The following is a 22,533-nucleotide window of genomic DNA, read 5'->3' as shown; positions in this document are numbered from 1 at the left end:
GCCGGATCCTCCGGCCGGGGCTCCTTCGGCTGGAGGGCCCGGCCACCACGGCGGAAGCGGCCCCGGCCGGATCGGCGGGGGCCGCTTGCGGGACCTGAGGTCAGCGGGACTGCTGGGCCGGGACACCGAGGGTGTCGTCACCCGGGACGCCGGCGGCCGCGACGGCGGCACCGGTGAGGGTGGCGAGCATCTCGCGGACATTGGTGAGCTGGGCGTTGATGGAGTCGCGGCGGTTGGTCAGGGCCGCCAGCTCGCGCTCGGATTCGCTGCGGATCCGGTCGGCCTTGGCGTTGGCGTCGGCCACGATGTCCTCGGACTGGCGCTGTGCCGTCTCGACGGTCTGGCGGGCCCGGCGCTCGGCGTCGGTACGGAGCTTCTCGGCCTCCAGGCGGAGCTGCTCGGCCCGGTGCTCGATCTCGGCGAGCCGCTTCTCGGCCTTGGCCTGCCGGGCGGCGAGGTCGCGCTCGGACTGCTCGCGCCGCTTGGCCAGGTTGGTCTCGAACTCCAGCGCGGCCTGGGCGGCCTTGGTGCGGGTCTCCTCGAAGAGGGCGTCCGCCTCCTCGCGCTTGTTCTGGGCGTCCTTGTTGGCCTCGGCGCGCAGCTGGGCGGCGTCGCCCTTGGCCTTGTCGACGATCCGCATGCCCTCGTCCTCGGCCTTGGCCTTGCGGTCCTTCGCGTAGTTCTCCGCCTCGGTGCGGACCTGCTGGGCGGCGGCCTCGGCCAGCTCGCGGTGCTGCTCGGCGGCGCGGTGCGCCTCCTCGCGCAGGTCCTTGGCCTCCTCCTCGGCGAGCCGGAGGATCTTCTCCACCCGGGCGCCGAGACCGGCGTACGAGGGCTCGGCCTCGGCCACCGCGGCCTGGGCGGTCTGGGTCTCCAGGTGCAGCTCCTCGATCCGCTTCTCGAGGGCGCTGATCCGGGCCAATGCACTGTCACGGTCGGCCACCAGCTTGGTGATCCGCTCGTCGACCTGGGCACGCTCGTACCCACGACGCACCAGGTCGAAGCCGTGAGGGGAGTGACTGTCGCTCATGGGACTTAGGACTTCCTGTCGTCGGACCGCTGAGGTGTTCCGGGGAATCCTGACACGTTACCGGAGTGTCATCCGCGGAATGCCGAACCTTCGCGGACAATGTCCGCTCAATCGGGTGGTGCGCTTCCGGAGCGATTGCCACCCGATCGGGGAGCACCCACTCCAGCCCTGGTCTTCGAGCCGCCCTCGCGGCCGGCGGACCCGGACTTCTTGTTGTTCGATCCCCCGTTGGCCTTCTCCTGCGGCGCAGGTGTCGGTGCCTCAAACGCCTCCAGGGCCGACAGCACGTCCTGCACCCTGGAGATCTCGGTGTTGATGTCCTTGCGGCGGCGGACCAGTTCCTCCAACTCCCGCCGGCCCTGGTCGGTCACGCGCGTGGCCTCGGCCTTGGCCTCGGCGAGCAGCCGCTCGGCCTCCTCCTTGGCCAGGCGCAGCTGCTCGTCGGCGCTCTCGTCGGCGCGGCGCAGCCGCTTCTCGGCCTCGTCGGCCGCCGCCTCGATCTGCTCCTCCGCCTCGTCCTGGGCGGCCTTGAGCCTGGACTCCGCCTCGGTGCGCAGCTCCTCGGCCCTGGCGGTGGAGTCGGCGAGCTTCTGCTCCGCCTCCTTGAGCAGGCCCTCCGCCTTGCGTACGGCGGAGATCCGGACCTTGCTGGCCTCGGCGGACGCCTCCGAGGTGAGCTCGGTCGCGCGCTCCTCCGCCGCCGTGACCAGCGCGGTCGCACGCTCCTCGGCCTCGGCCACGGTGGCGACGGCCTGCTCCTCGGCCTCGGTCAGCTGCTCCTGGGCCGCCGTCACCAGCGCGTCCACCCGCTCGCCGGCCGACTTCATGGCCTGCGCGTTCTCCTTACGGGCCCGCTCGTGCAGCGCCTCGATCTCGGCGTCGGTGCGCTCGCGCAGTTCCTCCGCACGCTCGCGGATCGCGGTGGAGTCCCGGCGGGCCTCGGACAGCAGCGCGTCGGCGTCCGAGCGTGCCCGCTCCACCTCGGCCTGCCCGGCCGCCTCACCGGCCGCGACCAGCCGGTCGGCCTCCTTGCGGGCGGCGGCGACCATTGCGTCCGCCTGCTCCTCGGCGGCGGCGGTGGTGGCCAGGGCGGTCGTCTGGGCGTCCTCGGCCAGCGCCTCGGCGTCCGCGAAGGCCTTCTCCAGCACCGACGTGGCCTTCTGGCGGGTCGTCCTGTCGTAGGACTCGGCGGCCTCGCGGGTCTCCGTGTCGTAGGCGTCCGCCCGGCCCCGGGTCGCGGCCTCGTACTCCTCGGCGAGGGTGCGGGTGGCGAGCGCGTACTCCTCGGCCTCGGTGCGCAGCGCGGCGGTGAACTCCTCGGCCTCCGCCAGGGTGGCCGCCGCCTGCTCCTCGGCCTCGGCGACGGTCTGCCGGGCCTGGGCCTCGGCCTCCGCCCGGTGCTGCTCGGCCCAGTCGTGGGCGCTCTGCCGCTCGGCCTCCGCCTCGGCGCGCAGCTGCTCCTCGTAGGCCTGCGCCTCGGCCCGCTGCTGCGAGATCTCGGCGGCCGCGACCTCGCGGAGGTCGGCCAGCTCGGCGGCGGTCCGCGCGCGCAGTTCAGCGGCCTCGGCGTCGGTCTGCTCGCGCAGTTCGGCGGTGTCGCGCTCCGCGGTGGCGCGGAGTTCGCGGTCGTAGGCCTCGGCCTGTTCGCGCTGCTCGGCGGTGTCGCGGTCGGCGGCAGCGCGCAGTTCGCGGTCGTAGGCCTCGGCCTGTTCGCGCTGCTCGGTGGTCTCACGCTCCGCGGTGGCGCGGAGTTCGGCGATCTGCTGGGCGGCGGCCTCGTGCAGTCCGGCGACGGACCGGCGGACCTCGGATGCCTCGTCCTCGGCCGCGCCGACCAGTTCGGCGGCCCGGCGCTCGGCGGCGGTGATCGCCTGCTCGGCCTCGGCGGCGGCCTTGGCGGCCGTCTCCTCGGCCTCGGCGGCGGCCAGTTCGCGCAGTTCGGCGGTCTCACGGTCGGCGGTGGCGCGCAGTTCGGCGGTCTCGCGCTCCGCGGTGGCGCGCAGTTCGCGGTCGTAGGCCTCGGCCTGCTCGCGCTGCTCGGTGGTCTCACGCTCCGCGGTGGCGCGCAGTTCGGCGAGCTCGGCCTCGGCCTGCTCGCGCAGTTCCCCCGCCTCGCGGCGGAGTTCGGCGGCGTGCCGCTGGGCACCGGCCAGTTCCTCGGCGCCCTCGGCGCGCAGCGCCTCGGCGGCGGTCTCGGCCTCCGTGCGGATGGTCCGGGCGGCGGTCTCGGCCTCGGTCAACCGCTCGCCGGCCTCGGTACGGGCGGCGGCCAGCGCCTGCTCGGCCTCCGTGTGCAGTTCGGCGGCGGCCTGCTCGGCGGTCTCCCGTGCACTGCGGGCGGCGGCGAGCTGTTCGGCGGTCTCCTCGCGCTCGCGCTCCAGCCCGTCGGCGGCCTCCTCGTAGGCCCGGCGGCTCTCCTCGCGCAGGGCGTTCGCGGCGGCCTCGGCCTCGCCGCGCTCCCGCTTGGCCGCTTCCTCGGCCGCGGTGCGGTGCGCCTGGGCCCACTCCTCGGCGGCGGTGCGGTGGGCCTGGACCCAGTTCTCGGCCTCGGAGCGCTGGGCGTGCGCCCAGTCCTCGGCCTCCGCGCGCATCGCCTCGGCGGCGTGCGCGGCCTCGGCACGGACGGCCTTGGCGGCACGGGCGCTGTCGGCGCGCAGTTCGGCTGCGGCCCGCTCGGTCTCGACCCGTACCGTCTCGGCGTGGTGCGCGGCGTCGGTGCGCAGCGCCTCGGCGGCGGCGACGGCCTCGGTCCGGAGCTTCTCGGCCGCGCTGGTGGCCTCGGCACGGACCCGCTGGTCGTACTCGGCGGCCTCGCGGCGCAGTTCCGCGGTCTCCCGCTCGGCGGCGGCGCGGTTCTCGGCGGCGGCGGCCTTCGCGGCGGCGACGGCCTCCTGGTGGTGCTGTTCGGCGGCGGCGGCCAGCTTGGCGGCCTCGGTACGGGCCCGGGCGAGGGTCTGCTCGGCGCGGCCCTGCATCTCGACGGCCTGGGCCTTGGCCTGCTCGCGGATCTTCTCGACCTCGCCGGCGGCTCCGCCGCGCAGCTCGTCGGCGTCGGCCTTGGCCTTGGTGAGGAGCTCCTCGGCCTGCCTGGCGGACTCCTCGATCTGCACCACCGCCTGGCGGCGGGCGTCATTGCGGACCCGCTCGGCCTCGGCGGCGGCCTGGGCGCGCAGTTCCTCGGCCCCGGCCCGCAGGCGGGCGGCCTCGTCGTGCATCCGCTCCATCTCGCGGCGGATTCCGGCGGCGTCGTCCAGGGCGGCGTTCTGGGCCTGCTGGACGGCGGCCTTGGCCTGCTCGCGGAGCAGCTCGACCTCGGCGGCGGCCTCGGTCCGGATCCGCTCGGCCTCGGCGGCGGCCTTCTCGACCGTGGTGCTGGCGTCCGAGGAGGCGCCGGAGAGCATCTCCTCGGCCTGCTTGGCGGCCCTGGCCAGCTGGGTGGTGGCGTCCTTGGCGGCCTCGGCGCGGCCCTGCTCCACGGCCTCGGCCCGCAGCGCCTCGGCGGCGGTCTCGGCCTGGGCCCGCAGGTCGGCGAGCTCGCGTTCGGTCTCGGCGCGCAGTTCGGCGATGGCGGCCTCGGCCTCGGCCCGCAGCTGGGTCGCGACGGACTCGGCGGCGCCACGCAGGCGCTCGCTCTCCTCGGCGGCGGCGGCCTTGGCGGCCTCCGCCTGGGCGGTGGCGTTGGCGGCCTCGGCCTTGATCAGCTCGGCCTCGCGGGTGGCGGCGGCCACCATGCGGGAGACCTCGGCCTTGGCGGTCTGGGCGCGCTGCTCGCTGGCGGCCTCGCCGTCGGCCACCTTCTGCTCGGCGGCGGCGGTCGCCTCCGCCTGCAGCCGGCTGGCGGCGGCCTCGGCCTGGGCGTGCAGCTCGGCGGCCTCCTTGCGGGCCCGCTCGGCCTCGGCCAGCGCCTCGGCGCGCAGCCGCTCTATCTCCGCCTGGGCCTGGGTGAGGGCGGCCTCGGCCCGTTCCTGGTCGGCGGTGGCCCGCCGCTTGAGCTCGTCGATCTCGGCGCGGGCGGCGGCCAGCTGCTTCTCCGCCTGGCTGGCGGCGCTGTCGCGCAGCTCCTCGGCCTGGGCGCTGGCCTGCTGGGCCTGCTCGGACGCGGCGCGCAGCAGGCGCTCGGCGTCGCTCTGGGCGCGCAGCAGTGCCGCCTCGGCGGCGGCCTTCGCCTCGCCCCGGGCGGCGTCGACGTCGGCGGCGGTCCGGGCGCGGGCCTGGTCGGCGAGGGCGGCGGCCTCGGCGCGGGCGGCGGCGACCAGCCGGTCGGCCTCGCCGCGGGCCTCCTGGAGCAGGCGCTGGGCCTCCTGCTCGGTGCCGGCCCGGGTCTGCTCGGCCCAGTTGACGTTCTCGCTGACGTGCCGTTCGGCGCTGCGACGGAGCTCCGCGAGCTCATCGTCGAGCTGGCGTCGGCGGGCGGCGAACTCGGCTTCGAGCCGGGCGGTGCGCTCGGCGGCCTCGGCCATCAGTCGCTGGGTGGCAGCCTGCGACTCGCGCAGCTGGCGCTCGGCGTCCGCGCGCAGCGCCTGCGCCTGCATCTCCGCGTTCTGCAGGATCTGCTCGGCCTGTCCCGAGACGGCGTCGAAGGCGCGCGGCTGGGCGAGCTGCCGCCGGCACTCGTGCAGCTTGGCCCGGAGTACCTCCACCTGGTAGGCGAGATCCTCGGCATGCTGGATGGACTTGTCCCGCTCCTTGCGAGTCCGCTCCATCTCGGCCTCGAACTGGGAGAGGTGATCGTCACCCTCGTAGCGGTCGTAGCCCCGCACTCCGCGGTCCATCCGTCCCCTGGTCGCGTCCTCGACCCGGCCGGCCCGCCCCCTCTGTTGTCGGGGCCGGACCGACTGGTCCTTGCAGCCGCGGCGGGTGCCGCGGTCGGAGTCTTCGGCAGGTGGGTACGCGGATCTCCGCGCTCCGCCGTCCGGGTGGACTCCTGAGCGAACTCTTGCCTAGTGGAGAATGGTGACAGATCCGGACTGCGACTGTTCAGCCCGTGTCCGCGTAGTGGACTCCCCGACAACAGGACCAGCCGTCAGCTGCTCGGCTTCTCCCGCCTTTGGCCGTGCTCTGCGGACCGGTCCTCCCCGGAGCCTCAGTGCACCTGGGCATTGTAGTGTGCGCGGCTCCGGGGGGAACGGGTGCATGGGTCCTTTCCGAGGTTACTGACGAGTCGTTCAGTGTTCGGTGTGCTCCGAGGGCTGTGCGGAGGTGACCAGCTCGGTCAGGACGCCGTGGCAGTCCTTGGGGTGCAGGAAGGTGATCCGGGAGTCCATCGAGCCCCGGCGCGGCTCCTGGTACAGCACCCGGACGCCCTTCTCCCTGATCGCGGCCGCGTCGCCGTCCACGTCGGCGGTGCCGAAGGCGATGTGGTGCACGCCCTCCCCGTTCTTGGCAAGCCACTTGGCGACCGTGGAGTCCTCCCGGGTAGGCTCCAGCAGCTGGAGGTAGGAGGCGCCGCCGTCGTCCGTCTCGTTGATCTTGAGCATGGCCTCGCGCACCCCCTGCTCCTCGTTGACCTCGCTGTGGAACACCTCGAAGCCGTAGGTGTTGCGGTAGAACTCGACGGTCTTGTCCAGGTCGAAGCAGGCGATGCCGATGTGGTCGATACGGGTCAGCACGGCGGGTCCTCCAGGGCGGTCGCGGTCAGGTGGGCACCAGTGCAGCGCATCGGGGTTCGGCGGCGCCAGAGCCGCCCGTGCGAGTCTGCTCACACCGCGTCGCGCCCCGGGGTCCACCGTGCCGCGTCCGGGGTCGCACCGAGTCACGCGCCGGGCGCGCACCGGAAAAACTTCACCCCGGCGCGTGCTGACACGGTGTTGACTGGGTAGTGCCAGTGCTGCTGATCACACCTTCGCTGCGGTGACGCACGGGTTACGGGTCAGTACATTGAGCGGCATCCCCACACGCCCCCGGCCTCCGGCAGGGGGACCCCACCTGGCCTTGACGCGCGAAGGGGCTCGTCTCATGACTACTTCAGTGATCGTCGCCGGTGCCCGGACCCCGATGGGTCGCTTGCTCGGCTCGCTCAAGGGCTTCTCCGGAGCGGACCTCGGCGGCTTCGCCATCAAGGCGGCCGTGGAGCGGGCGGGCATCTCCGCCGAGCAGGTGCAGTACGTCATCATGGGCCAGGTGCTGCAGGCGGGCGCGGGCCAGATCCCGGCCCGGCAGGCGGCGGTCAAGGCCGGCATCCCGATGAACGTGCCGGCCCTGACGATCAACAAGGTCTGCCTGTCCGGCCTGGACGCCATCGCGCTGGCCGACCAGCTGATCCGCGCCGGCGAGTTCGACATCGTGGTGGCCGGCGGACAGGAGTCGATGACCAACGCCCCGCACCTGCTGCCGAAGTCCCGCGAGGGCTACAAGTACGGCTCGATCGAGATGCTCGACGCGATGGCCCACGACGGCCTCACCGACGCGTACGAGAACATCCCGATGGGCGAGTCGACCGAGAAGCACAACACCCGGCTGGGGATCGGCCGCGAGGTCCAGGACCGGATCGCCGCGCTCTCCCACCAGCGGGCCGCCGCCGCCCAGAAGAACGGCGTCTTCGAGGCCGAGATCGTCCCGGTCGAGATCCCGCAGCGCAAGGGCGAGCCGGTCCTCTTCAGCCAGGACGAGGGCATCCGCGCCGACACCACCGTGGAGGGCCTGGCCAAGCTGCGCCCGGCGTTCCCGGGCGGTGCCCCCGGCGGGGCCGGCACCATCACCGCCGGCACCTCCTCGCAGATCTCCGACGGTGCCGCCGCGGTCGTCGTGATGAGCAAGGCAAAGGCCGAGGAGCTCGGCCTGACCTGGCTGGCCGAGATCGGCGCGCACGGCAACGTGGCCGGCCCGGACAACTCGCTGCAGTCGCAGCCGTCCAACGCCATCAAGCACGCGGTGGCCAAGGAGGGCATCGCGGTCGAGGACCTCGACCTGATCGAGATCAACGAGGCGTTCGCGGCCGTCGCCCACCAGTCGATGAAGGACCTCGGCGTCACCGAGGAGAAGGTCAACGTCAACGGCGGTGCGATCGCGCTGGGCCACCCGATCGGGATGTCCGGTGCCCGGGTCGTGCTGCACCTGGCGCTCGAGCTGCAGCGCCGCGGTGGCGGCGTGGGTGCGGCGGCGCTCTGCGGCGGCGGCGGCCAGGGCGACGCCCTGATCGTCCGGGTCCCGCAGGCCTGACCGGACGGCACAGCGTCTGACATGGCGTCGGGGCTGTCGGCCGCACCGGCGGCCGGCGGCCCCTCCCGTCTGCGGTCCGCCCGCCGGGGCGGAGCCGCGGCCGGGCTCTTGAGCGAGGAGCGGACTGAACATGGTCGATGTGCCGACGCTGGTCGAGCAGGCGCGGCAGGGCCGGCCGCGCGCCGTCGCCCGGCTGATCACGCTGGTGGAGAACGCCGCTCCCCAGCTGCGCGAGGCGATGGCCGCGCTTGCCCCGTACACCGGGCAGGCCTACACGGTCGGGTTGACCGGCTCACCCGGGGTGGGCAAGTCAACCTCCACCTCCGCGCTGGTCACCGCCTACCGGCGGCTAGGCAAGCGGGTCGGGGTGCTCGCCGTCGACCCCTCCTCGCCGTTCTCCGGCGGGGCGCTGCTCGGCGACCGGGTACGGATGCAGGAGCACGCCACCGACCCCGAGGTGTTCATCCGCTCGATGGCCACCAGGGGCCACCTCGGCGGGCTCTCCTGGGCCGCGCCGCAGGCCCTGCGGGTGCTGGACGGCGCCGGGTGCGAGGTCATCCTGGTGGAGACCGTCGGCGTCGGGCAGTCCGAGGTGGAGATCGCCGCGCAGGCGGACACCTCGGTGGTGCTGCTGGCCCCCGGTATGGGCGACGGGATTCAGGCCGCCAAGGCCGGGATCCTGGAGATCGGCGACGTCTTCGTGGTCAACAAGGCCGACCGGGACGGTGCGGACGCCACCGCGCGCGAGCTCAACCACATGCTCGGCCTCGGCGAGGCACGCGAGCCCGGTGACTGGCGGCCGCCGATCGTCAAGACCGTCGCGGCGCGCGGCGAGGGCATGGACGAGGTCGTCGAGGCACTGGAGAAGCACCGGGCCTGGCTGGCCGAGACCGGCGAGCTCGCCGTCCGGCGGCGCCGCCGGGCTGCGGACGAGATCGAGGCCATCGCGCTCGCCGCCCTCCGGGCCCGGATCGGCGACCTGCACGGCGACCGGCACCTGGGGGCGCTCGCGGAACGCGTCGCCGCGGGCGAGCTCGACCCGTACGGCGCGGCGGACCAGCTCGTCGCGGACCTGACGGGGGCGTAGGGCCGCCGGGGCAAGCCTCCTGGGGAGGAACCCCGCACGGGGCCTTCAGCGGTGTGAATCCTCACCGGGAGGTGTGAACCCTTTCGGCTTTCCCGAGGAGGAGTTCACTGCGCCCCTGGAGCACGCCCGAGTGCGTCGGGGCGGGTCGGAGCCGGTCCTGAGTGCTGACGGGACGGCGCGGGCCCGCCCCGCGAGCGGGCGCCGGGCTCAGGCGCGGCCGCGGAGGTTGCGCAGGTGCTCGGCGACGGGGGCGAGGGCGGCGTACATCGCGTCGATCTGCTCGGGGGTGAGCCGGTCGATGAAGTGGTGGCGCACGCTGCGCACATGGTCGGGGGCGACTTTCTGCATGGTCTCCCAGCCCAGTTCGGTCAGGTGGGCGTAGAGGCCGCGGCGGTCGCCGGGGCACTCCTGGCGGAGCACCAGGCCGGCGTTCTCCATCCGGGTGATCTGGTGCGAGAGCCGGCTCTTGGACTGGAGGGTGGCGGTGGCCAGGTCGGTCATCCGCATCCGGCGGTCGGGGGACTCGGACAGGGCGACCAGGATCTCGTAGTCGTTGCCGGCCAGGTTGTGCGGCTGGAGCTCACGGCCCAGTTGGTAGTCCAGCAGTTTGGCCACCTCGAGATGGGCACGCCAGAACTGCTGCTCCTTGGCCGTGAGCCAGGGAGTCTCCTCCTTGCGGGGGTGGGAGGAGGCCTCGGTGTCGGTGCTGCGCATGTCCATGGGACAAGCATAGCCGAGGTTGTTAAATGTTGTACAAACTTATAAGTAGTCCAAGCCGGGCTGTGGTCACAGCCCGAAGCGCCGCCCCAGCTCACCGAGGTTGCCCAAGCCGGGGAGGCCCGGCAACTGCTGCCCGCCGTGCCCCGGTTGCTGCGGCACTCCGCCCCCGGGTACCCCGGGCTCGCTCTCCACGACGCCCACCGAGCGCTCCGCCATCAGCTTCTCGCTGGACTGCACCAGCACCTGCCCGGCCCCGATGAATTCGAACTGGTGCTCCTCGCCGGAGGCCCCGCCGAGCCCGGTCAGGTGCCGGATCCCGCCGATCACGCCGTGCAGGTAGCTGTGGTCGTAGTGGTGGCAGGGGGCCGGGCAGTCCGCCCAGCCGACCAGCGCCTGCGGGTCGACCCGGATCGGCGGCTCCACGAAGTGCACCGGGCCGTTGGAGGCGGCGACGAACTTCCCGGTACCGATCAGGGTGAGGAACCCCGGGATGATCGACTGCTTGAGGGCAAGCGAGGGCTCGAAGGCCAGCAGGTTGCCAGAACGGACCGTCAGGTTGCCGTTCTCCAGGTCGTAGGAGTTCAGGTCGAACGCCCGGTCGGCGAGCAGCAGCTTCCCCCGGCCCTCGGCCACCACCCAGTCCGAGGCGTGCAGCGGGGAGTTGAAGTTCCGCTCCAGTACCTGGTCGAGCACGCCCCGGCCGATACCGGAGAAGCGGACGTCGCCGTAGTAGGCGATCATCTTGCCCTTCTGCAGGTAGTACGGGCCGTTGAGGTCCACCGAGAAGGCGTACGGGTTGACGTTGTCGTCGACCGGAAGGGTGTGCGGGTCGTACACCACCGGGCCGCCGCCCTGCTGCTGCGGCTGTGCCGAGGGCGCTGCGGGCGGCACCGGCGGCATCCGCATCCCGGGCTGGGTCGGCTGGTAGGACTGCTCGTACTGCTGCTGGGAGTAGGGCTGCCCGGGCTGCTGGGGGTACGGCTGCCCGTACGGCGGCTGCTGCGGAGGGTAGGACATCAGAGCTTCTCCTCGCTCGCCTGCACGAACACCACGCCCTGGCCGGACAGTTCCAGCTGGAACGCCTCGCCGGAGCCCCGTCCGATCATCTCGCGCCAACCCAGCGCGGTGGACAGCTTGTTGCGCACGTCGCCGCGGTGCGCCACGTACGCCTGCGGGTCCACGTGCACCGGCTGGCCCTGGGTGATGGGCAGTTCGATCACTCCGCCGTGGGCCAGTACCGCGACCGAGCCGTGGCCGGTCAGCTGGGTGGTGAACAGGCCCTGGCCGGTGACCTGGCCGCGGACGATGCCCATCACGCCGCCCTGGGAGCCCATGAACATGGTGGACTGCTGGAGCGAGCCCTCGAAGGCGAGCAGCCGGTCGGCCTCCACGCAGAGGGTGTCGCCGGCCAGTTCGATCACGTGGACGTGGTGGCCGCCGTGGCCGAACAGCACGCTGCCCTGGCCCTCGACCGTCATCAGCGGGGTGTCCTCGTTCGCCACCCGGCGGCCGATCATCGACATCACCCCGCCCTGGCCGCCCATCAGGTTGGGCCTGAAGGTGACCTCGCCGGTGTACGCGACCATCGCGCCGCGCTGGCTGAACAACTGCCGTCCGGGGACCACCCGGGCCTCGACCAGCTTGCTGTTGATCTTCGTGAAGGGCATCAGACGTCGCCTCCGAAGGTGGTCTTCTCGGACGGCTGGACGTAGACCAGACCCTCGCCGGTGAACTCGACCTGCATCGCCTCGCCGCCGCCCTCGCCGATCAGCGTGGTCCAGCCGGCGCCCGACTTCAGATGCCGGCTGAGGCTGCCGGTGTGCGCGACGTACGCGCCCGGGTCCACCCGCAGCGGGGTGCCCTTGGTGACCCGCAGGATGATCGCCGGGCCGTTGGAGGTGAGCGCGGCCCAGCCGCTGCCCTCGACCTTGGTGGTGAACAGGCCGTTGCCCGAGGCCATCCCGTTCAGCCCGGTGAAGCTGGTGCCGGTGTGCAGGCCGGCCTCGGTGCAGAGCAGGTTGTCCGCCTCGACGTACAGCGCCTCGCCGTTCAGCCGGACCAGGTTGATCTCGGTCGCCTTGTCGGCGAAGTAGCAGGTGCCCTGCCCCTTCACCTCCATGACCGCCATCTGCTCGCCGGTCAGGCGGCGGGCGACCATGCCGCGCAGGCCGTCACCGCCGCCGGTGAGCTTCTTGAACGACATCTGGCCGGTGTACGCGACCATCGAACCGTTGCGGGCCTTGACCGCGTCGCCCGCCATGTCGACGGCGAGCACCTTGGAGCCCTGGAGACGAAACTGTGCCACCGGCCGAATGTAGCTGGCGCGGTGGCACAGTGACAGCAAGCAGCGCCCGATTGGTACGAGACTGCGACGGAGCGGGTGCGGATCAGACCGCCACTCGGACGGTCCCGGCCGCCTGCTCGACCTCCAGCAGCGAGGCGGAGTGCCGCTCGGCCTCGAAGGCCACCACACCGCCGCGCAGGCCGAACAGCCGCTTGGAGAGCAGGATCCACACCACCGCGGCGATGTTCAGCAGCAGCGTGCAGATCTTGAACACGGTGACGTGGTGCGACAGCTCGTACCCCTCCAGCGGGAGGAACGCGGCGGTGGCGACCACGGTCAGGTACTCGGCCCAGCGGCGGCCCAGCCAGAGTCCGAACGCCTCGACCACCTCGATCAGCGCGTACGCCAGCAGCGCGCCCGCCACGCCCAGCAGGGTGCTGCGCTTGTAGTCGAAGGTCTTGCGGATGGTCTCCACGATGGGAGAGTTCTCCAGGTCCCAGTGGAAGTGGTCGGTGACCGGCTTGAAGACGGTCAGGTTGTCGTTGAAGAGGTCCCTGACCGCGTCCTGGCTGTTGGAGAACCTCCACACCGCCCAGGCGACCAGGATGATCAGCACACCGCGCAGCAGCCGCTCGATCGCCAGGAAGCGCAGGATGAAGATGTCGCGCAGCGCCTTGCCGCGGGGCACCAGCGGGGCGTTCTCGGCCGGTCCCGAGCCGTGCGGTGCCCCCAGCGCGAAGTCACCGCAGCGCAGGCAGCGCCAGGCGTCGCCGAGCGAGGTCTGCGCGTGCAGCCGCTCCCGCAGCTCGGGCTCGCTGGGCGCGTAGGTGGTGTGGCCGCGCCGGGAGCAGGTCCGGCGGTTCCAGTCAATGGTGAACAACGGTGATTTCCCCCGCGGTCTTCGCCGACCTGACCGTCAGGTCGTGCGGCAGCAATATAGGACCTCCGGACGACTCCGGGCTCCCAAGTCCGGCGGGCGGGTCGTCCGGGCCGGCGGTCGTGCGCGCAGAGCTCCGCGCCCCCGTGGAGCACCCCGCGCCCCCGGAGCTCGCACCGGTGTCGGGTCGGTGATAATGGACCGGCGGCTTGTGCGTCCGTTCACAAGCCCGCCCGCCGACCCCCGACCCGCGAGGTATCCACCGTGAAGAGCAGCGCCGTCCACCGCTTGCGCCTTGTCTCAGGCCCCGAGGGCCTCTCCTTCCTGCTGCTGCTGGTCTGCTCGGTGCTGAAGCGGACCACCAGCTTCAACGCCGTGCCGGTGATGGGCATGGTGCACGGCGTGCTCTTCATCCTGTACGTGGTCTTCCTGGCGCTCGCCGCTCAGCAGCAGCGCTGGCCGGCCAAGCGCAGTGCGCTGCTGTTCGTGCTGTCGGTGCTGCCGACCGGCGGCTTCTTCGCCGAGCGGATGCTGGCCAAGGAGGAGCGCGGCGAGAACGCCGTGCCCGCCACCGCCTGATCCCGGGATCGCGCCGCAGCCGGGCCCCTCGCTCTCCCGACGGAGCGAGGGGCCCGGCTGCTGCTGTCGCCGGTCGTGGAGCGTCAGTTGACGTTCACGGCGGACCAGGCCGCGGCGACCTGCTTGTACTCGGTGGAGGTGGCGCCGTACAGGTCGGCGGCGGCCTTCAGGGTGCCGGTGCGGGCCGCCTTGTAGTCGGTGGTGGAGGTGAAGTAGGTGGTCAGCGCGCGGTACCAGACCTTGAGGGCCTTGTCCCGGCCGATGCCGGCCACGGACTGGCCGTTGGAGGTCGGCGAGTCGTAGCTGTAGCCGTTGATGGTCTTCTGCCCGCTGCCCTCGGACAGCAGGTAGAAGAAGTGGTTGGCGACGCCGGACGAGTAGTGCACGTCCAGGTTGCCGAGCGAGGAGGACCAGGAGTCGGGCGAGGTGCCGTCCTTGGAAGGCTTGTCCATGTAGCGCAGCGGGGTGCCGTCGCCGTTGATGTCGATCAGCTCGCCGAGCCAGTAGTTCGGCTTGTTGGCGGACAGGTTGGCGTACCACTCGACGCCGGTGCCGAGAATGTCCGAGGTGGCCTCGTTCAGACCGCCGGACTCGCCGAAGTAGTCGAGGTTCGCGGTGGCCGCGGTGACGCCGTGGCTCATCTCGTGGCCGGCCACGTCGAGTTCGGTCAGCGGGTGGGTGTTGCTGACGCCGTCGCCGTAGGTCATGCAGAAGCAGCTGTCGTCCCAGAAGGCGTTGACGTAGTTCTTGCCGTAGTGGACCCGGCTGTAGGCGCCGACACCGTCGTTGCGGATGCCGTTGCGGCCGAAGGTGGCCTTGTAGAAGTCCCAGGTGACGGCGGCGCCGTACTGGGCGTCCACGGCGGCGGACTGGGTGTTGGAGGCCAGGCCGTTGCCCCAGGTGTTGGTCGAGTTGGTGTAGAGGGTGCCGTTGCCCGAGGTGCGGCCGCTCAGGTTGGTGGTGTACTGGTTGCCGCGAGTGGCGTCCTTCAACTGGTACTTGCCGCTGGCGGAGTTGGTGGTCAGCGGCACGGTGCCGACGAAGACGCCCTTGCCGCTGCCGGTGGCGTTGGCGGTCTGGATCTCCTCGTGGGTGGAGAGCACCTCGCCCGTGGCGGCGTCGGTGACCAGGCGCTGGCGGCTCGGGGTGCCGTCGGCGCGCATGCCCTCGACGGTGGTCTGGTAGGCCAGGCGCGGGGTGCCGGTGGAAGCCCAGACGACCAGCCTGGCCGGGCTGGTCCGGTCGACCGAGGTGAGCGCGGCGTCGTCGGAGTCCCTGGCGCCGATGGCGGCCTTGACCGTGCCGGCCGCCTTGGCGGCGGCCTGGTCGGCGGAGAGCTTCGGGGTCAGGCTGGTGAGGGCCAGCTTGCTCTCCACCGCGCGGTCCACCGACTTGACGGCGCCCTTGGCGTCCTGGTGCACGATCAGGTCGCCGCCGAGCACCGGCAGCCCGCCGAAGGTCCGCTCGTAGCGCAGGTGCTTGGTCCCGTCGGCGTCCACCACGACGTCCTTGGCCACCAGCTTCTCCTGGCTGCCCAGGCCCAGGGCCTTGGCCGCGGTGGTGGCCTGGGAGTCGGCGAGGGCGATCAGCTCGGCCTGCTGCCGGCCGGCGAGCGTCCCGGCGGCCGGAGAGGGGCTGGCCTGCGCCGTCCCGGCGCCGACCTGTATCACCCCGGCGAGGATCGCCGAGGCGGAGAGAACGGCTCCGACTGTCAGCTTTCGCTTCACGTACGGTTCCTTCCGGTTCAACCGCGTCTGCGCGGTCGCGCCGCGTTCCGGGGCACCGGGGTAGTGCCTGCTGGGGCGGAACGGGCGCTGACGTGCTGCTCCGTGCGGTCAGACGGCATCGGCCGGAAAGGTGGGGCGGCCGATGCCGGTACGGGGCTGGCCAGAAGCATGACAATCGAACTGATGAAATGACAGGTCTCGGGCAACAATTGGCAAACTTCCGCCAACTCCCAGCCATACGTCTGTGGTGAGAATGTGTCAGGCAGATGTCCTCGGGCGCGTGTGTCGGGTGGCCGACGGATGGGTTCCGGCCCGAACCGAGCCCGGACGGTGGCTAGATTCGGCCATGATCCGTCCGTGGGGTGCGCATTGCCGCAACATTGTGAACGTTTGATGTCCCGGTGGGTGGGGTCAGGCCTATGGCGGGACTCCGCCATCGGACCCTCTTGCCCGGCCCGCTCCACCCCTGCTAGCCGTCCCGGGACGCACCGCAGCCGGGCCCCCGTCGGACGGGGACCCGGCTGCGGTGAACAGTCTGCGGTGAACAGGCCGAGCGGAGGTCCTACTTGACGTTCACGGCGTCCCAGCAGGCCGCGACCCGCTTGTACGCCAGGGAGTCGGTGCCGCCGTACAGGTCGGCCGCCGCCTTCAGGGTCGCGGCGCGCGCGCCCTGGTAGTTGGTGCTCGAGGTCATGTAGACGGTCAGCGCGCGGTACCACACCTGGAGGGCCCTGGCCCGGCCGATGCCGGCCACCGGCTTGCCGTCGAAGGTCGGCGAGTTGTACGTGTAGCCGTTGATGGTCTTCGTGCCGCCGCCCTCGGACAGCAGGTAGAAGAAGTGGTTGGCGACGCCGGACGAGTAGTGCACGTCCAGGTTGCCGAGCGAGGAGGACCAGAAGTCGGGCGAGGTGCCGTCCTTGGAGGGCTGGTCCATGTAGCGCAGCGGCTTGCCGTTGCCGAAGTAGTCGATGGCCTCGCCGATGAGGTAGTTCGGCTTGTTGGCGGGCAGGTTGGCGTACCACTCGACGCCGGTGCCGAGAATGTCCGAGGTGGCCTCGTTCAGACCGCCGGACTCGCCGAAGTAGTTGAGCTTGGCGGTGGCCGCGGTGACGCCGTGGCTCATCTCGTGGCCGGCCACGTCGATCGAGGTCAGCGGGTGGGTGTTGCCCCGGCCGTCGCCGTAGGTCATGCAGAAGCAGCTGTCGTCCCAGAACGCGTTCATGTAGTTCTGGCCGAAGTGGACGCGGCTGTAGGCACCGACGCCGTCGTTGCGGATGCCGTTGCGGCCGAAGGTCTTCTTGTAGAAGTCCCAAGTGGCCGCCGCGCCGAACTGGGCGTCCACGGCGGCGGACTGGGTGTTGGAGACGTTCCCGGTGCCCCAGCGGTTGTCGGTGTCTATGTACAGCGTGCCCTTGCCGGAGGTGCCGCCCTTCAGCGTGGTGGTGTACTGGTTGCCGCGGGTCGGGTCCTTCAGCTGGAACCAGGTCCGGTACGGCGTGGTGGTCAGCCGCACCGCGCCGTCGTGGACGCCCCGGCCGATGCCGGCCGCACCAGCGGTCTGGATCTCCTCGTGGGAGGAGAGCACCTCGCCGCTGGCGGCGTCGGTGACCAGCCGCTGACGGCTCGGGGTGCCGTCGGCGCGCATGCCCTCGACCACCGTCTCGTACGCCAGGCGCGGGGTGCCCGAGGCGGCCCAGACCACCAGCTTGGCCTGGCCGGTGCTGCCGACCTCCTTGAGCGCGGGCTCGTCGGCGTCCTTGGCGATGCCCGTGGTCGACTTCACCGCGCCGGCGGCCTTGGCCGCGGCCTTGTCGGCGGAGAGCTGCGGGGTCAGGCTCGGCAGGGCGAGCTTGCCGTCGAGCGCGCGGTCCGCGGACTTGATGGCGCCCTTGGCGTCCTGGTGCACGATCACGTCGCCGCCGAGCACCGGCAGGCCGCTGAAGGTGCGCTCGTAGCGCAGGTGGCGGGCGCCGTCCGGGTCCACCACGGCGTCCTTGGCCACCAGCTTCTCCTGGCCGCCCAGACCCAGGGCCTTGGTGGCGGCCGGGATCTGCGAATCGGCGAGGGCGATCATGTCGGCCTCGGCCGGCTGCGGAGCGGCCGCGGCCACCTCGCCATCGGCGGTGAAGGACAGCGCCTGCGCCGTCCCGGAGCTGACCTGGATCGCGGCGGCGAGGACCACCGAGGCGGAGAGAACAGCGCTGAGCTTGCGCTTCAAGTGGGATTCCTTCCATGTCAACCGCGTGCCCGCGGTCGTGCCGCGTTCCGGGGCGCCAGGAATTGACACCGACTAGGGCGGAACAGGGCAGATGGCATGACCGAACATGCTGATGGAGTGACAAATATTTAGCAGCAGTTGGCAGAACGGTGCCATGGGGTTATCGTGCCCAGGGGGTTGATAGAGCATCAGAATGCCGGAGAAATCGGGCAAATCGCTGGTCCGGTATGGCGTCTTTTGAACAAATCGAGACCTTGTGGTCGGTGAATTCGGGCAGTCGGAAACACTCGCAAAGGAAAGCCGGGACTTTATGTCCTGATTTGCGGCGGTGATGGCCGGCCGTCCCGCCCTGGGTCGAAGGGCCCGCCGCCCGCGGCGGAGCAGCCGCTGATGTGCGGCGCGCGCAAGGGAGGGGTGGCAAGCGTCCGAGGTGCGAGGGAGTGCGGGCCCCTCGCCCCAGCCTTCGGTCCAGGGCGCCTCCCGGCCGGAGGCTGGGGGATGGGTACTCCCGCCCGATGGCGGGAGAGGAGGGCGAGGCGCGGACGTCGACACCGGGCGCGAGGTCCGGAGGTGAGTGGGCGGGCAATGGATGGCCGTCCAGCATCGTGGACGGCCGGTACCCGCCATCAGGCGCGCCGGTACGGTGGGGAGGTGGCCAAGCCCCTAGCTCTCGACTTCGACCCGATCGCCCGCGCCGACGAACTCTGGACCCGGCGCTGGGGGAGCGTCCCCGCGATGGCGGCGATCACCTCGGTGATGCGCGCGCACCAGATCCTGCTCTCCCGGGTGGACGCGGTGGTCAGACCGTTCGGGCTGACCTTCGCCCGGTACGAGGCACTGGTGCTGCTCACCTTCAGCCGGAAGGGCGAGCTCTCCCTCTCCAAGATCGGCGAGCGGCTGATGGTCCACCCGACCAGCGTCACCAACACCATCGTCCGACTGGAGGGTGCCGGCCTGGTCTCCCGCCGCCCCAACCCGCTGGACGGTCGGGGCGTGCTCGCCGCCATCACCGAGCGCGGCCGGGCGGTGGTCGAGGAGGCCACCCGGGCGCTGATGGCGATGGACTTCGGCCTGGAGGGCTATGACGAGAAGCAGTGCGAGCAGGTGTTCGAGCTGCTCCGGCCGCTGCGGGTGGCGGCGGGCGACTTCACCCCGCCCGCCGAGTAGGGGTGCCGCAAATGCACCCTAAGCGGGCGGTTACCCTCGATGGCATGAAGCAGAGTGTGCTGACCCGCTACCGGACGATGGCCTACGTCACGGGTGTCCTCCTGATCCTGCTGACCCTGGGTGTGATCGCCAAGTACGTGCTCGGCATCTCGGGTGCGGCCGGCTTCACCACCGCCGTCGGCATCGCGCACGGCTGGCTCTACGTGGTCTACCTGGTGCTCGCCTTCGATCTGGGCACCAAGGCGAAGTGGCCGATCGGCAGGCTGGCCTGGGTGCTGCTGGCCGGCACGATCCCGACCGCGGTCTTCTTCGTCGAGCGCAGGGTCTCCCGCGAGGTGGCGCCGCTGGTCGCCGTCCCGGAGCCGGCGAGCGCCTGACCCCGCCGTCCGAAGGGCACTCTCTCCCGCGTCGGAGAGGGTGCCCTTTTGCGTGCCCCGACGCCCACGTGCCCCGACGCCGCAAGCCCCGACACCGCGTGCCCCGACGCCCCGGCCGGCGGGCGGCCATCGACAGATACTAGGACGTCCGAGTAAATTGGTAGGACGTCCTAGTAGCTGTGCCGTCCCCAAGCGGTGGCGGCCGTACGGAGTGGAGTTCGGAGTCGATGGACGCCGACGAGATCGAGGCCGGCCGCCGGCGCTGGCAGCAGCGGTACGACAAGGCGCGCAAGCGCGACGCGGACTTCACCACCCTGAGCGGCGACGAGGTCGAACCGGTCTACGGCCCGCCCGCCGGGCAGCCCTACGAGGGCTTCGAGCGGATCGGCTGGCCCGGGGAGTACCCCTTCACCCGTGGCCTGCACCCCACCGGGTACCGGGGTCGGACCTGGACGATAAGGCAGTTCGCCGGCTTCGGTAACGCCCAGCAGACCAACGAGCGCTACCGGATGATCCTGGAGGCCGGCGGTGGTGGCCTCTCGGTCGCCTTCGACATGCCGACCCTGATGGGGTACGACTCCGACGACGCCAAGTCACTCGGCGAGGTCGGGCACTGCGGCGTCGCCATCGACTCCGCCGCCGACATGGACGTGCTGTTCAACGGCATCCCGCTCGGCGAGGTCACCACCTCGATGACGATCAGCGGCCCGGCCGTCCCGATCTTCTGCATGTACCTGGTCGCCGCCGAGCGCCAGGGCGTCGACCAGGGAGTGCTCAACGGCACCCTGCAGACCGACATCTTCAAGGAGTACATCGCGCAGAAGGAGTGGCTCTTCGCCCCCGAGCCGCACCTGCGCCTGATCGGCGACCTGATGGAGTACTGCGCCGCCAACATCCCGGCGTACAAGCCGCTCTCGGTCTCCGGCTACCACATCCGCGAGGCCGGGGCGACCGCCGCCCAGGAGCTCGCGTACACGCTGGCCGACGGCTTCGCCTACGTCGAGCTCGGGCTGTCACGCGGTCTGGACGTGGACGTCTTCGCGCCCGGGCTCTCCTTCTTCTTCGACGCCCACCTGGACTTCTTCGAGGAGATCGCCAAGTTCCGCGCCGCCCGCCGGATCTGGGCCCGCTGGATGCGCGACCGCTTCGGCGCCAAGACCGACAAGGCCCAGTGGCTGCGCTTCCACACCCAGACCGCCGGCGTCTCGCTCACCGCCCAGCAGCCGTACAACAACGTGGTGCGCACCGCCGTCGAGGCGCTCTCGGCGGTGCTCGGCGGCACCAACTCGCTGCACACCAACGCGCTGGACGAGACCCTGGCGCTGCCCTCGGAGCAGGCGGCGGAGATCGCGCTGCGCACCCAGCAGGTGCTGATGGAGGAGACCGGGGTCGCCAACGTGGCCGACCCGCTGGGCGGTTCCTGGTACGTCGAGGCGCTCACCGACCGGATCGAGGCCCAGGCCGAGGCGATCTTCCAGCGCATCCTGGACAAGGCGGTGGCCGACCACCCGATCGGCCCGATGACCTCCGGCATCCTGCGCGGCATCGAGGAGGGCTGGTTCACCGGCGAGATCGCCGAGGCCGCCTTCCAGTACCAGCAGGCCCTGGAGAAGGGCGAGAAGCGCGTGGTCGGCGTCAACTGCCACCCGCGCAGCGTCACTCCGGAGCTGGAGATCCTCCGGGTCAGCCACGAGGTCGAGCGCGAGCAGGTGCGGGTGCTCGGGGCGCGCAAGACCGCCCGCGACGAGGCCGCCGTCCGGGCCGGGCTCGACGCCATGCTGGCCGCTGCCCGCTCGGGGGAGAACATGATTCCGCCGATGCTCACCGCGATCCGCGCGGAGGCCACTCTCGGGGAGATCTGCAACACCCTCCGCACCGAGTGGGGCATCTACCGGGAGGCTGCCGCCTTCTAGCCACCGGGCAGCTCACAAGGGGCACCCGGGCAAGCCTCCAGGGGGGTTGCCCGGGTGCGCTCAGAAAGTGAGGCGGAAGAGTGCGCCGCCGCCCGGCGCGGCCCTGGCGGTGAGCTCGGCACCGTGGGCGCGGGCGATCTGGCGGGCCATGGCGAGGCCCAGGCCGGAGCCGGGGAGGGCGCGGGCGGCTGAGGCCCGGTAGAACCGGTCGAAGACGTACGGGAGGTCCTCCGGCGCGATTCCGGGGCCGTGGTCGCGGACCGTCAGCTGCTCCTCGGTGAGCGTCACCTCCACCGGTCCGCCCGGCGGGCTGAACTTGGCGGCGTTGTCCAGCAGGTTGCCCACCAGCCGGACCAGCCGCGCGGGCACTGCGGGCAGTGTCGGACCACCCTGCGCCGCGTACTCGAAGACGACCGCGGGCCAGTGGTCCCGGGCGGTCTCCACGCAGTGCGCCACCAGCGGTTCGAGCCGGACCAGTTCGACCAGCGCCTGCGGCTCCTCGTCCCTGGCGAGTTCGATCAGGTCGTTGACCATCCCGGTCACCTCGCGCAGCTGCCGCTGCAGCCCGGCCGTCGCCCGCTCCCGCTGCCCGGGCGTCAACCGCTCGGCCTTGGCCAGCAGCTCGGCGTTGGTGCGCAGCGCGGTGAGCGGGGTGCGCAGCTCGTGCGAGGCGTCCGCGACCAGCCGCCGCTGGGCGGTCACCGACTGCTCCAGCTCGCCCAGCATCGCGTTGAACGCCCCGGCCAGCCGGGTCACCTCGTCCGCGCCGGCCGGAGTCCCCGGCGGCAGGTCGATCCGTACGGCTGCGTCCCGGGTGGCCGCGATCCGCTCGGCGGTGGCGGTCAGCCGGGCGAGCGGCGCCAGGCCGGTACGGGCGACCGTGTGGCCGAGCACCCCGGCGAGCAGCACGCCCGCACCGGCGACCGCGGCCATCAGCTCCCCGGCCTGCCGCACTCCCTGCTGGACGGCGTCGGAGCGCAGCGCCACCTGCACGGCCTTTCCGGTGCCCGAGCCGAACGGGGTGGTGAGCATGCGTGCCGGGTGCCCGCTCACCGTGACGGTGCTGAAGTAGCCGCCGCGCTGCCCGGCCGCGACCGCCCGCGCAGCGGGGGTGACCGGGAGCAGGTAGGGCGCGGCGGGGTCCTCGGCCGGGTCGGCCGGAACGATCTGGGTGCAGGCGGGCGCGGCCAGGTAGCCGCACTCGGCGTAGAGCACCTGCGGGCCCTGTCCCCGGTTCTGCTGCTGGACCAGGGTGGCGTGCTGGGTCAGCTGCAGGTCGAGCTGGTGCACCAACTCGTAGCGCATGATGGTGAATCCGGCCACGCCCACCCCGAGGGCGACCAGTGCGACCGCCACCGAGGCGGCCAGCGCCAGCCGGGTGCGCAGCGGCCTGCGG

The 22,533-nt window shown here is 72.0% G+C and carries 17 protein-coding genes; 6 read left to right on the top strand and 11 right to left on the bottom strand.

Annotated elements, in window-relative coordinates:
• Positions 1-100 precede the first annotated feature (100 nt).
• The 3 genes from ACZ5ON_RS12025 to mce form a co-directional block, all read right to left on the bottom strand.
• Positions 101-1,030, bottom strand: a complete 930-nt coding sequence (locus ACZ5ON_RS12025) for a cellulose-binding protein (RefSeq protein ID WP_465589539.1) — start codon at positions 1,028-1,030, stop codon at positions 101-103.
• 107 nt (positions 1,031-1,137) lie between these two features.
• Entirely contained in the window at positions 1,138-5,802 is a 4,665-nt protein-coding gene (locus ACZ5ON_RS12020; RefSeq protein WP_465589536.1) for a hypothetical protein, read from the bottom strand.
• A gap of 393 nt (positions 5,803-6,195) precedes the next feature.
• Positions 6,196-6,639, bottom strand: coding sequence for a methylmalonyl-CoA epimerase (mce, locus tag ACZ5ON_RS12015; RefSeq protein WP_427393790.1), 444 nt, complete (start codon positions 6,637-6,639; stop codon positions 6,196-6,198).
• A 346-nt stretch (positions 6,640-6,985) separates the two neighbouring features.
• Between mce and ACZ5ON_RS12010 the strand changes: the two genes are divergently transcribed.
• Both ACZ5ON_RS12010 and meaB read left to right on the top strand, forming a co-directional pair.
• Positions 6,986-8,188 (top strand): acetyl-CoA C-acetyltransferase, encoded by a 1,203-nt coding sequence (locus ACZ5ON_RS12010; protein ID WP_465589533.1) that lies wholly within the window; start codon positions 6,986-6,988, stop codon positions 8,186-8,188.
• 130 nt (positions 8,189-8,318) lie between these two features.
• On the top strand, positions 8,319-9,275 hold the full coding sequence (gene meaB / locus ACZ5ON_RS12005) for a methylmalonyl Co-A mutase-associated GTPase MeaB (RefSeq protein ID WP_465589530.1): 957 nt from the start codon (positions 8,319-8,321) through the stop codon (positions 9,273-9,275).
• A 207-nt stretch (positions 9,276-9,482) separates the two neighbouring features.
• On the opposite strand, the gene ACZ5ON_RS12000 is transcribed toward meaB, so the two are convergent.
• From ACZ5ON_RS12000 to ACZ5ON_RS11980, 5 genes are all read right to left on the bottom strand, one after another.
• On the bottom strand, positions 9,483-9,995 hold the full coding sequence (locus ACZ5ON_RS12000; protein ID WP_465589527.1) for a MarR family winged helix-turn-helix transcriptional regulator: 513 nt from the start codon (positions 9,993-9,995) through the stop codon (positions 9,483-9,485).
• A 66-nt stretch (positions 9,996-10,061) separates the two neighbouring features.
• Entirely contained in the window at positions 10,062-10,901 is an 840-nt protein-coding gene (locus ACZ5ON_RS11995) for an AIM24 family protein (protein WP_465590035.1), read from the bottom strand.
• A 110-nt stretch (positions 10,902-11,011) separates the two neighbouring features.
• Complete coding sequence (locus tag ACZ5ON_RS11990; protein WP_465589524.1) at positions 11,012-11,662, bottom strand: AIM24 family protein; 651 nt, start codon at positions 11,660-11,662, stop codon at positions 11,012-11,014.
• Positions 11,662-12,300, bottom strand: a complete 639-nt coding sequence (locus ACZ5ON_RS11985; protein WP_465589522.1) for an AIM24 family protein — start codon at positions 12,298-12,300, stop codon at positions 11,662-11,664. The genes ACZ5ON_RS11990 and ACZ5ON_RS11985 overlap by 1 nt, the downstream gene beginning before the upstream one ends.
• A gap of 82 nt (positions 12,301-12,382) precedes the next feature.
• Positions 12,383-13,150, bottom strand: a complete 768-nt coding sequence (locus ACZ5ON_RS11980; protein ID WP_465590031.1) for a DUF2127 domain-containing protein — start codon at positions 13,148-13,150, stop codon at positions 12,383-12,385.
• A 270-nt stretch (positions 13,151-13,420) separates the two neighbouring features.
• On the opposite strand from ACZ5ON_RS11980, the gene ACZ5ON_RS11975 reads away from it, so the two are divergent.
• Complete coding sequence (locus ACZ5ON_RS11975) at positions 13,421-13,735, top strand: DUF3817 domain-containing protein (protein WP_465589518.1); 315 nt, start codon at positions 13,421-13,423, stop codon at positions 13,733-13,735.
• 83 nt (positions 13,736-13,818) lie between these two features.
• On the opposite strand, the gene ACZ5ON_RS11970 is transcribed toward ACZ5ON_RS11975, so the two are convergent.
• Entirely contained in the window at positions 13,819-15,462 is a 1,644-nt protein-coding gene (locus ACZ5ON_RS11970) for a M4 family metallopeptidase (RefSeq protein WP_465589515.1), read from the bottom strand.
• A 562-nt stretch (positions 15,463-16,024) separates the two neighbouring features.
• Positions 16,025-17,680 carry a M4 family metallopeptidase gene (locus ACZ5ON_RS11965; protein WP_465589512.1) on the bottom strand — a complete coding sequence of 552 codons (1,656 nt, stop codon included), beginning with the start codon at positions 17,678-17,680 and terminating at the stop codon, positions 16,025-16,027.
• Between the two features lie 651 nt (positions 17,681-18,331).
• On the opposite strand from ACZ5ON_RS11965, the gene ACZ5ON_RS11960 reads away from it, so the two are divergent.
• From ACZ5ON_RS11960 to ACZ5ON_RS11950, 3 genes are all read left to right on the top strand, one after another.
• Entirely contained in the window at positions 18,332-18,847 is a 516-nt protein-coding gene (locus tag ACZ5ON_RS11960; RefSeq protein WP_344639490.1) for a MarR family winged helix-turn-helix transcriptional regulator, read from the top strand.
• A gap of 44 nt (positions 18,848-18,891) precedes the next feature.
• Entirely contained in the window at positions 18,892-19,224 is a 333-nt protein-coding gene (locus tag ACZ5ON_RS11955) for a DUF3817 domain-containing protein (RefSeq protein WP_465589508.1), read from the top strand.
• Positions 19,225-19,451: 227 nt separating this feature from the next.
• On the top strand, positions 19,452-21,137 hold the full coding sequence (locus ACZ5ON_RS11950) for an acyl-CoA mutase large subunit family protein (protein ID WP_465589505.1): 1,686 nt from the start codon (positions 19,452-19,454) through the stop codon (positions 21,135-21,137).
• Between the two features lie 60 nt (positions 21,138-21,197).
• Here ACZ5ON_RS11950 and ACZ5ON_RS11945 read toward each other — a convergent pair whose 3' ends face one another.
• Positions 21,198-22,523: a sensor histidine kinase gene (locus tag ACZ5ON_RS11945; protein WP_465590028.1), complete on the bottom strand. Its 1,326-nt coding sequence runs from the start codon at positions 22,521-22,523 to the stop codon at positions 21,198-21,200.
• Positions 22,524-22,533 lie beyond the last annotated feature (10 nt).

Source organism: Kitasatospora sp. NPDC032150 (assembly GCF_055579945.1).
The sequence above is the reverse complement of the archived record's forward strand: the minus strand, read 5'-3'. Positions and strand labels throughout refer to the sequence as shown.

What these genes read in the sequence shown, in the direction of transcription:
- ACZ5ON_RS11950 (WP_465589505.1), top strand. Translation starts at nt 19,452, where the DNA reads ATGGACGCCGACGAGATCGAGGCCGGCCGCCGGCGCTGGCAGCAGCGG.
- ACZ5ON_RS12000 (WP_465589527.1), bottom strand. Translation starts at nt 9,995, where the DNA reads ATGGACATGCGCAGCACCGACACCGAGGCCTCCTCCCACCCCCGCAAG.
- ACZ5ON_RS12025 (WP_465589539.1), bottom strand. Translation starts at nt 1,030, where the DNA reads ATGAGCGACAGTCACTCCCCTCACGGCTTCGACCTGGTGCGTCGTGGG.
- meaB (WP_465589530.1), top strand. Translation starts at nt 8,319, where the DNA reads ATGGTCGATGTGCCGACGCTGGTCGAGCAGGCGCGGCAGGGCCGGCCG.
- ACZ5ON_RS11955 (WP_465589508.1), top strand. Translation starts at nt 18,892, where the DNA reads ATGAAGCAGAGTGTGCTGACCCGCTACCGGACGATGGCCTACGTCACG.
- ACZ5ON_RS11990 (WP_465589524.1), bottom strand. Translation starts at nt 11,662, where the DNA reads ATGCCCTTCACGAAGATCAACAGCAAGCTGGTCGAGGCCCGGGTGGTC.
- ACZ5ON_RS12010 (WP_465589533.1), top strand. Translation starts at nt 6,986, where the DNA reads ATGACTACTTCAGTGATCGTCGCCGGTGCCCGGACCCCGATGGGTCGC.
- ACZ5ON_RS12020 (WP_465589536.1), bottom strand. Translation starts at nt 5,802, where the DNA reads ATGGACCGCGGAGTGCGGGGCTACGACCGCTACGAGGGTGACGATCAC.
- ACZ5ON_RS11995 (WP_465590035.1), bottom strand. Translation starts at nt 10,901, where the DNA reads ATGCGGATGCCGCCGGTGCCGCCCGCAGCGCCCTCGGCACAGCCGCAG.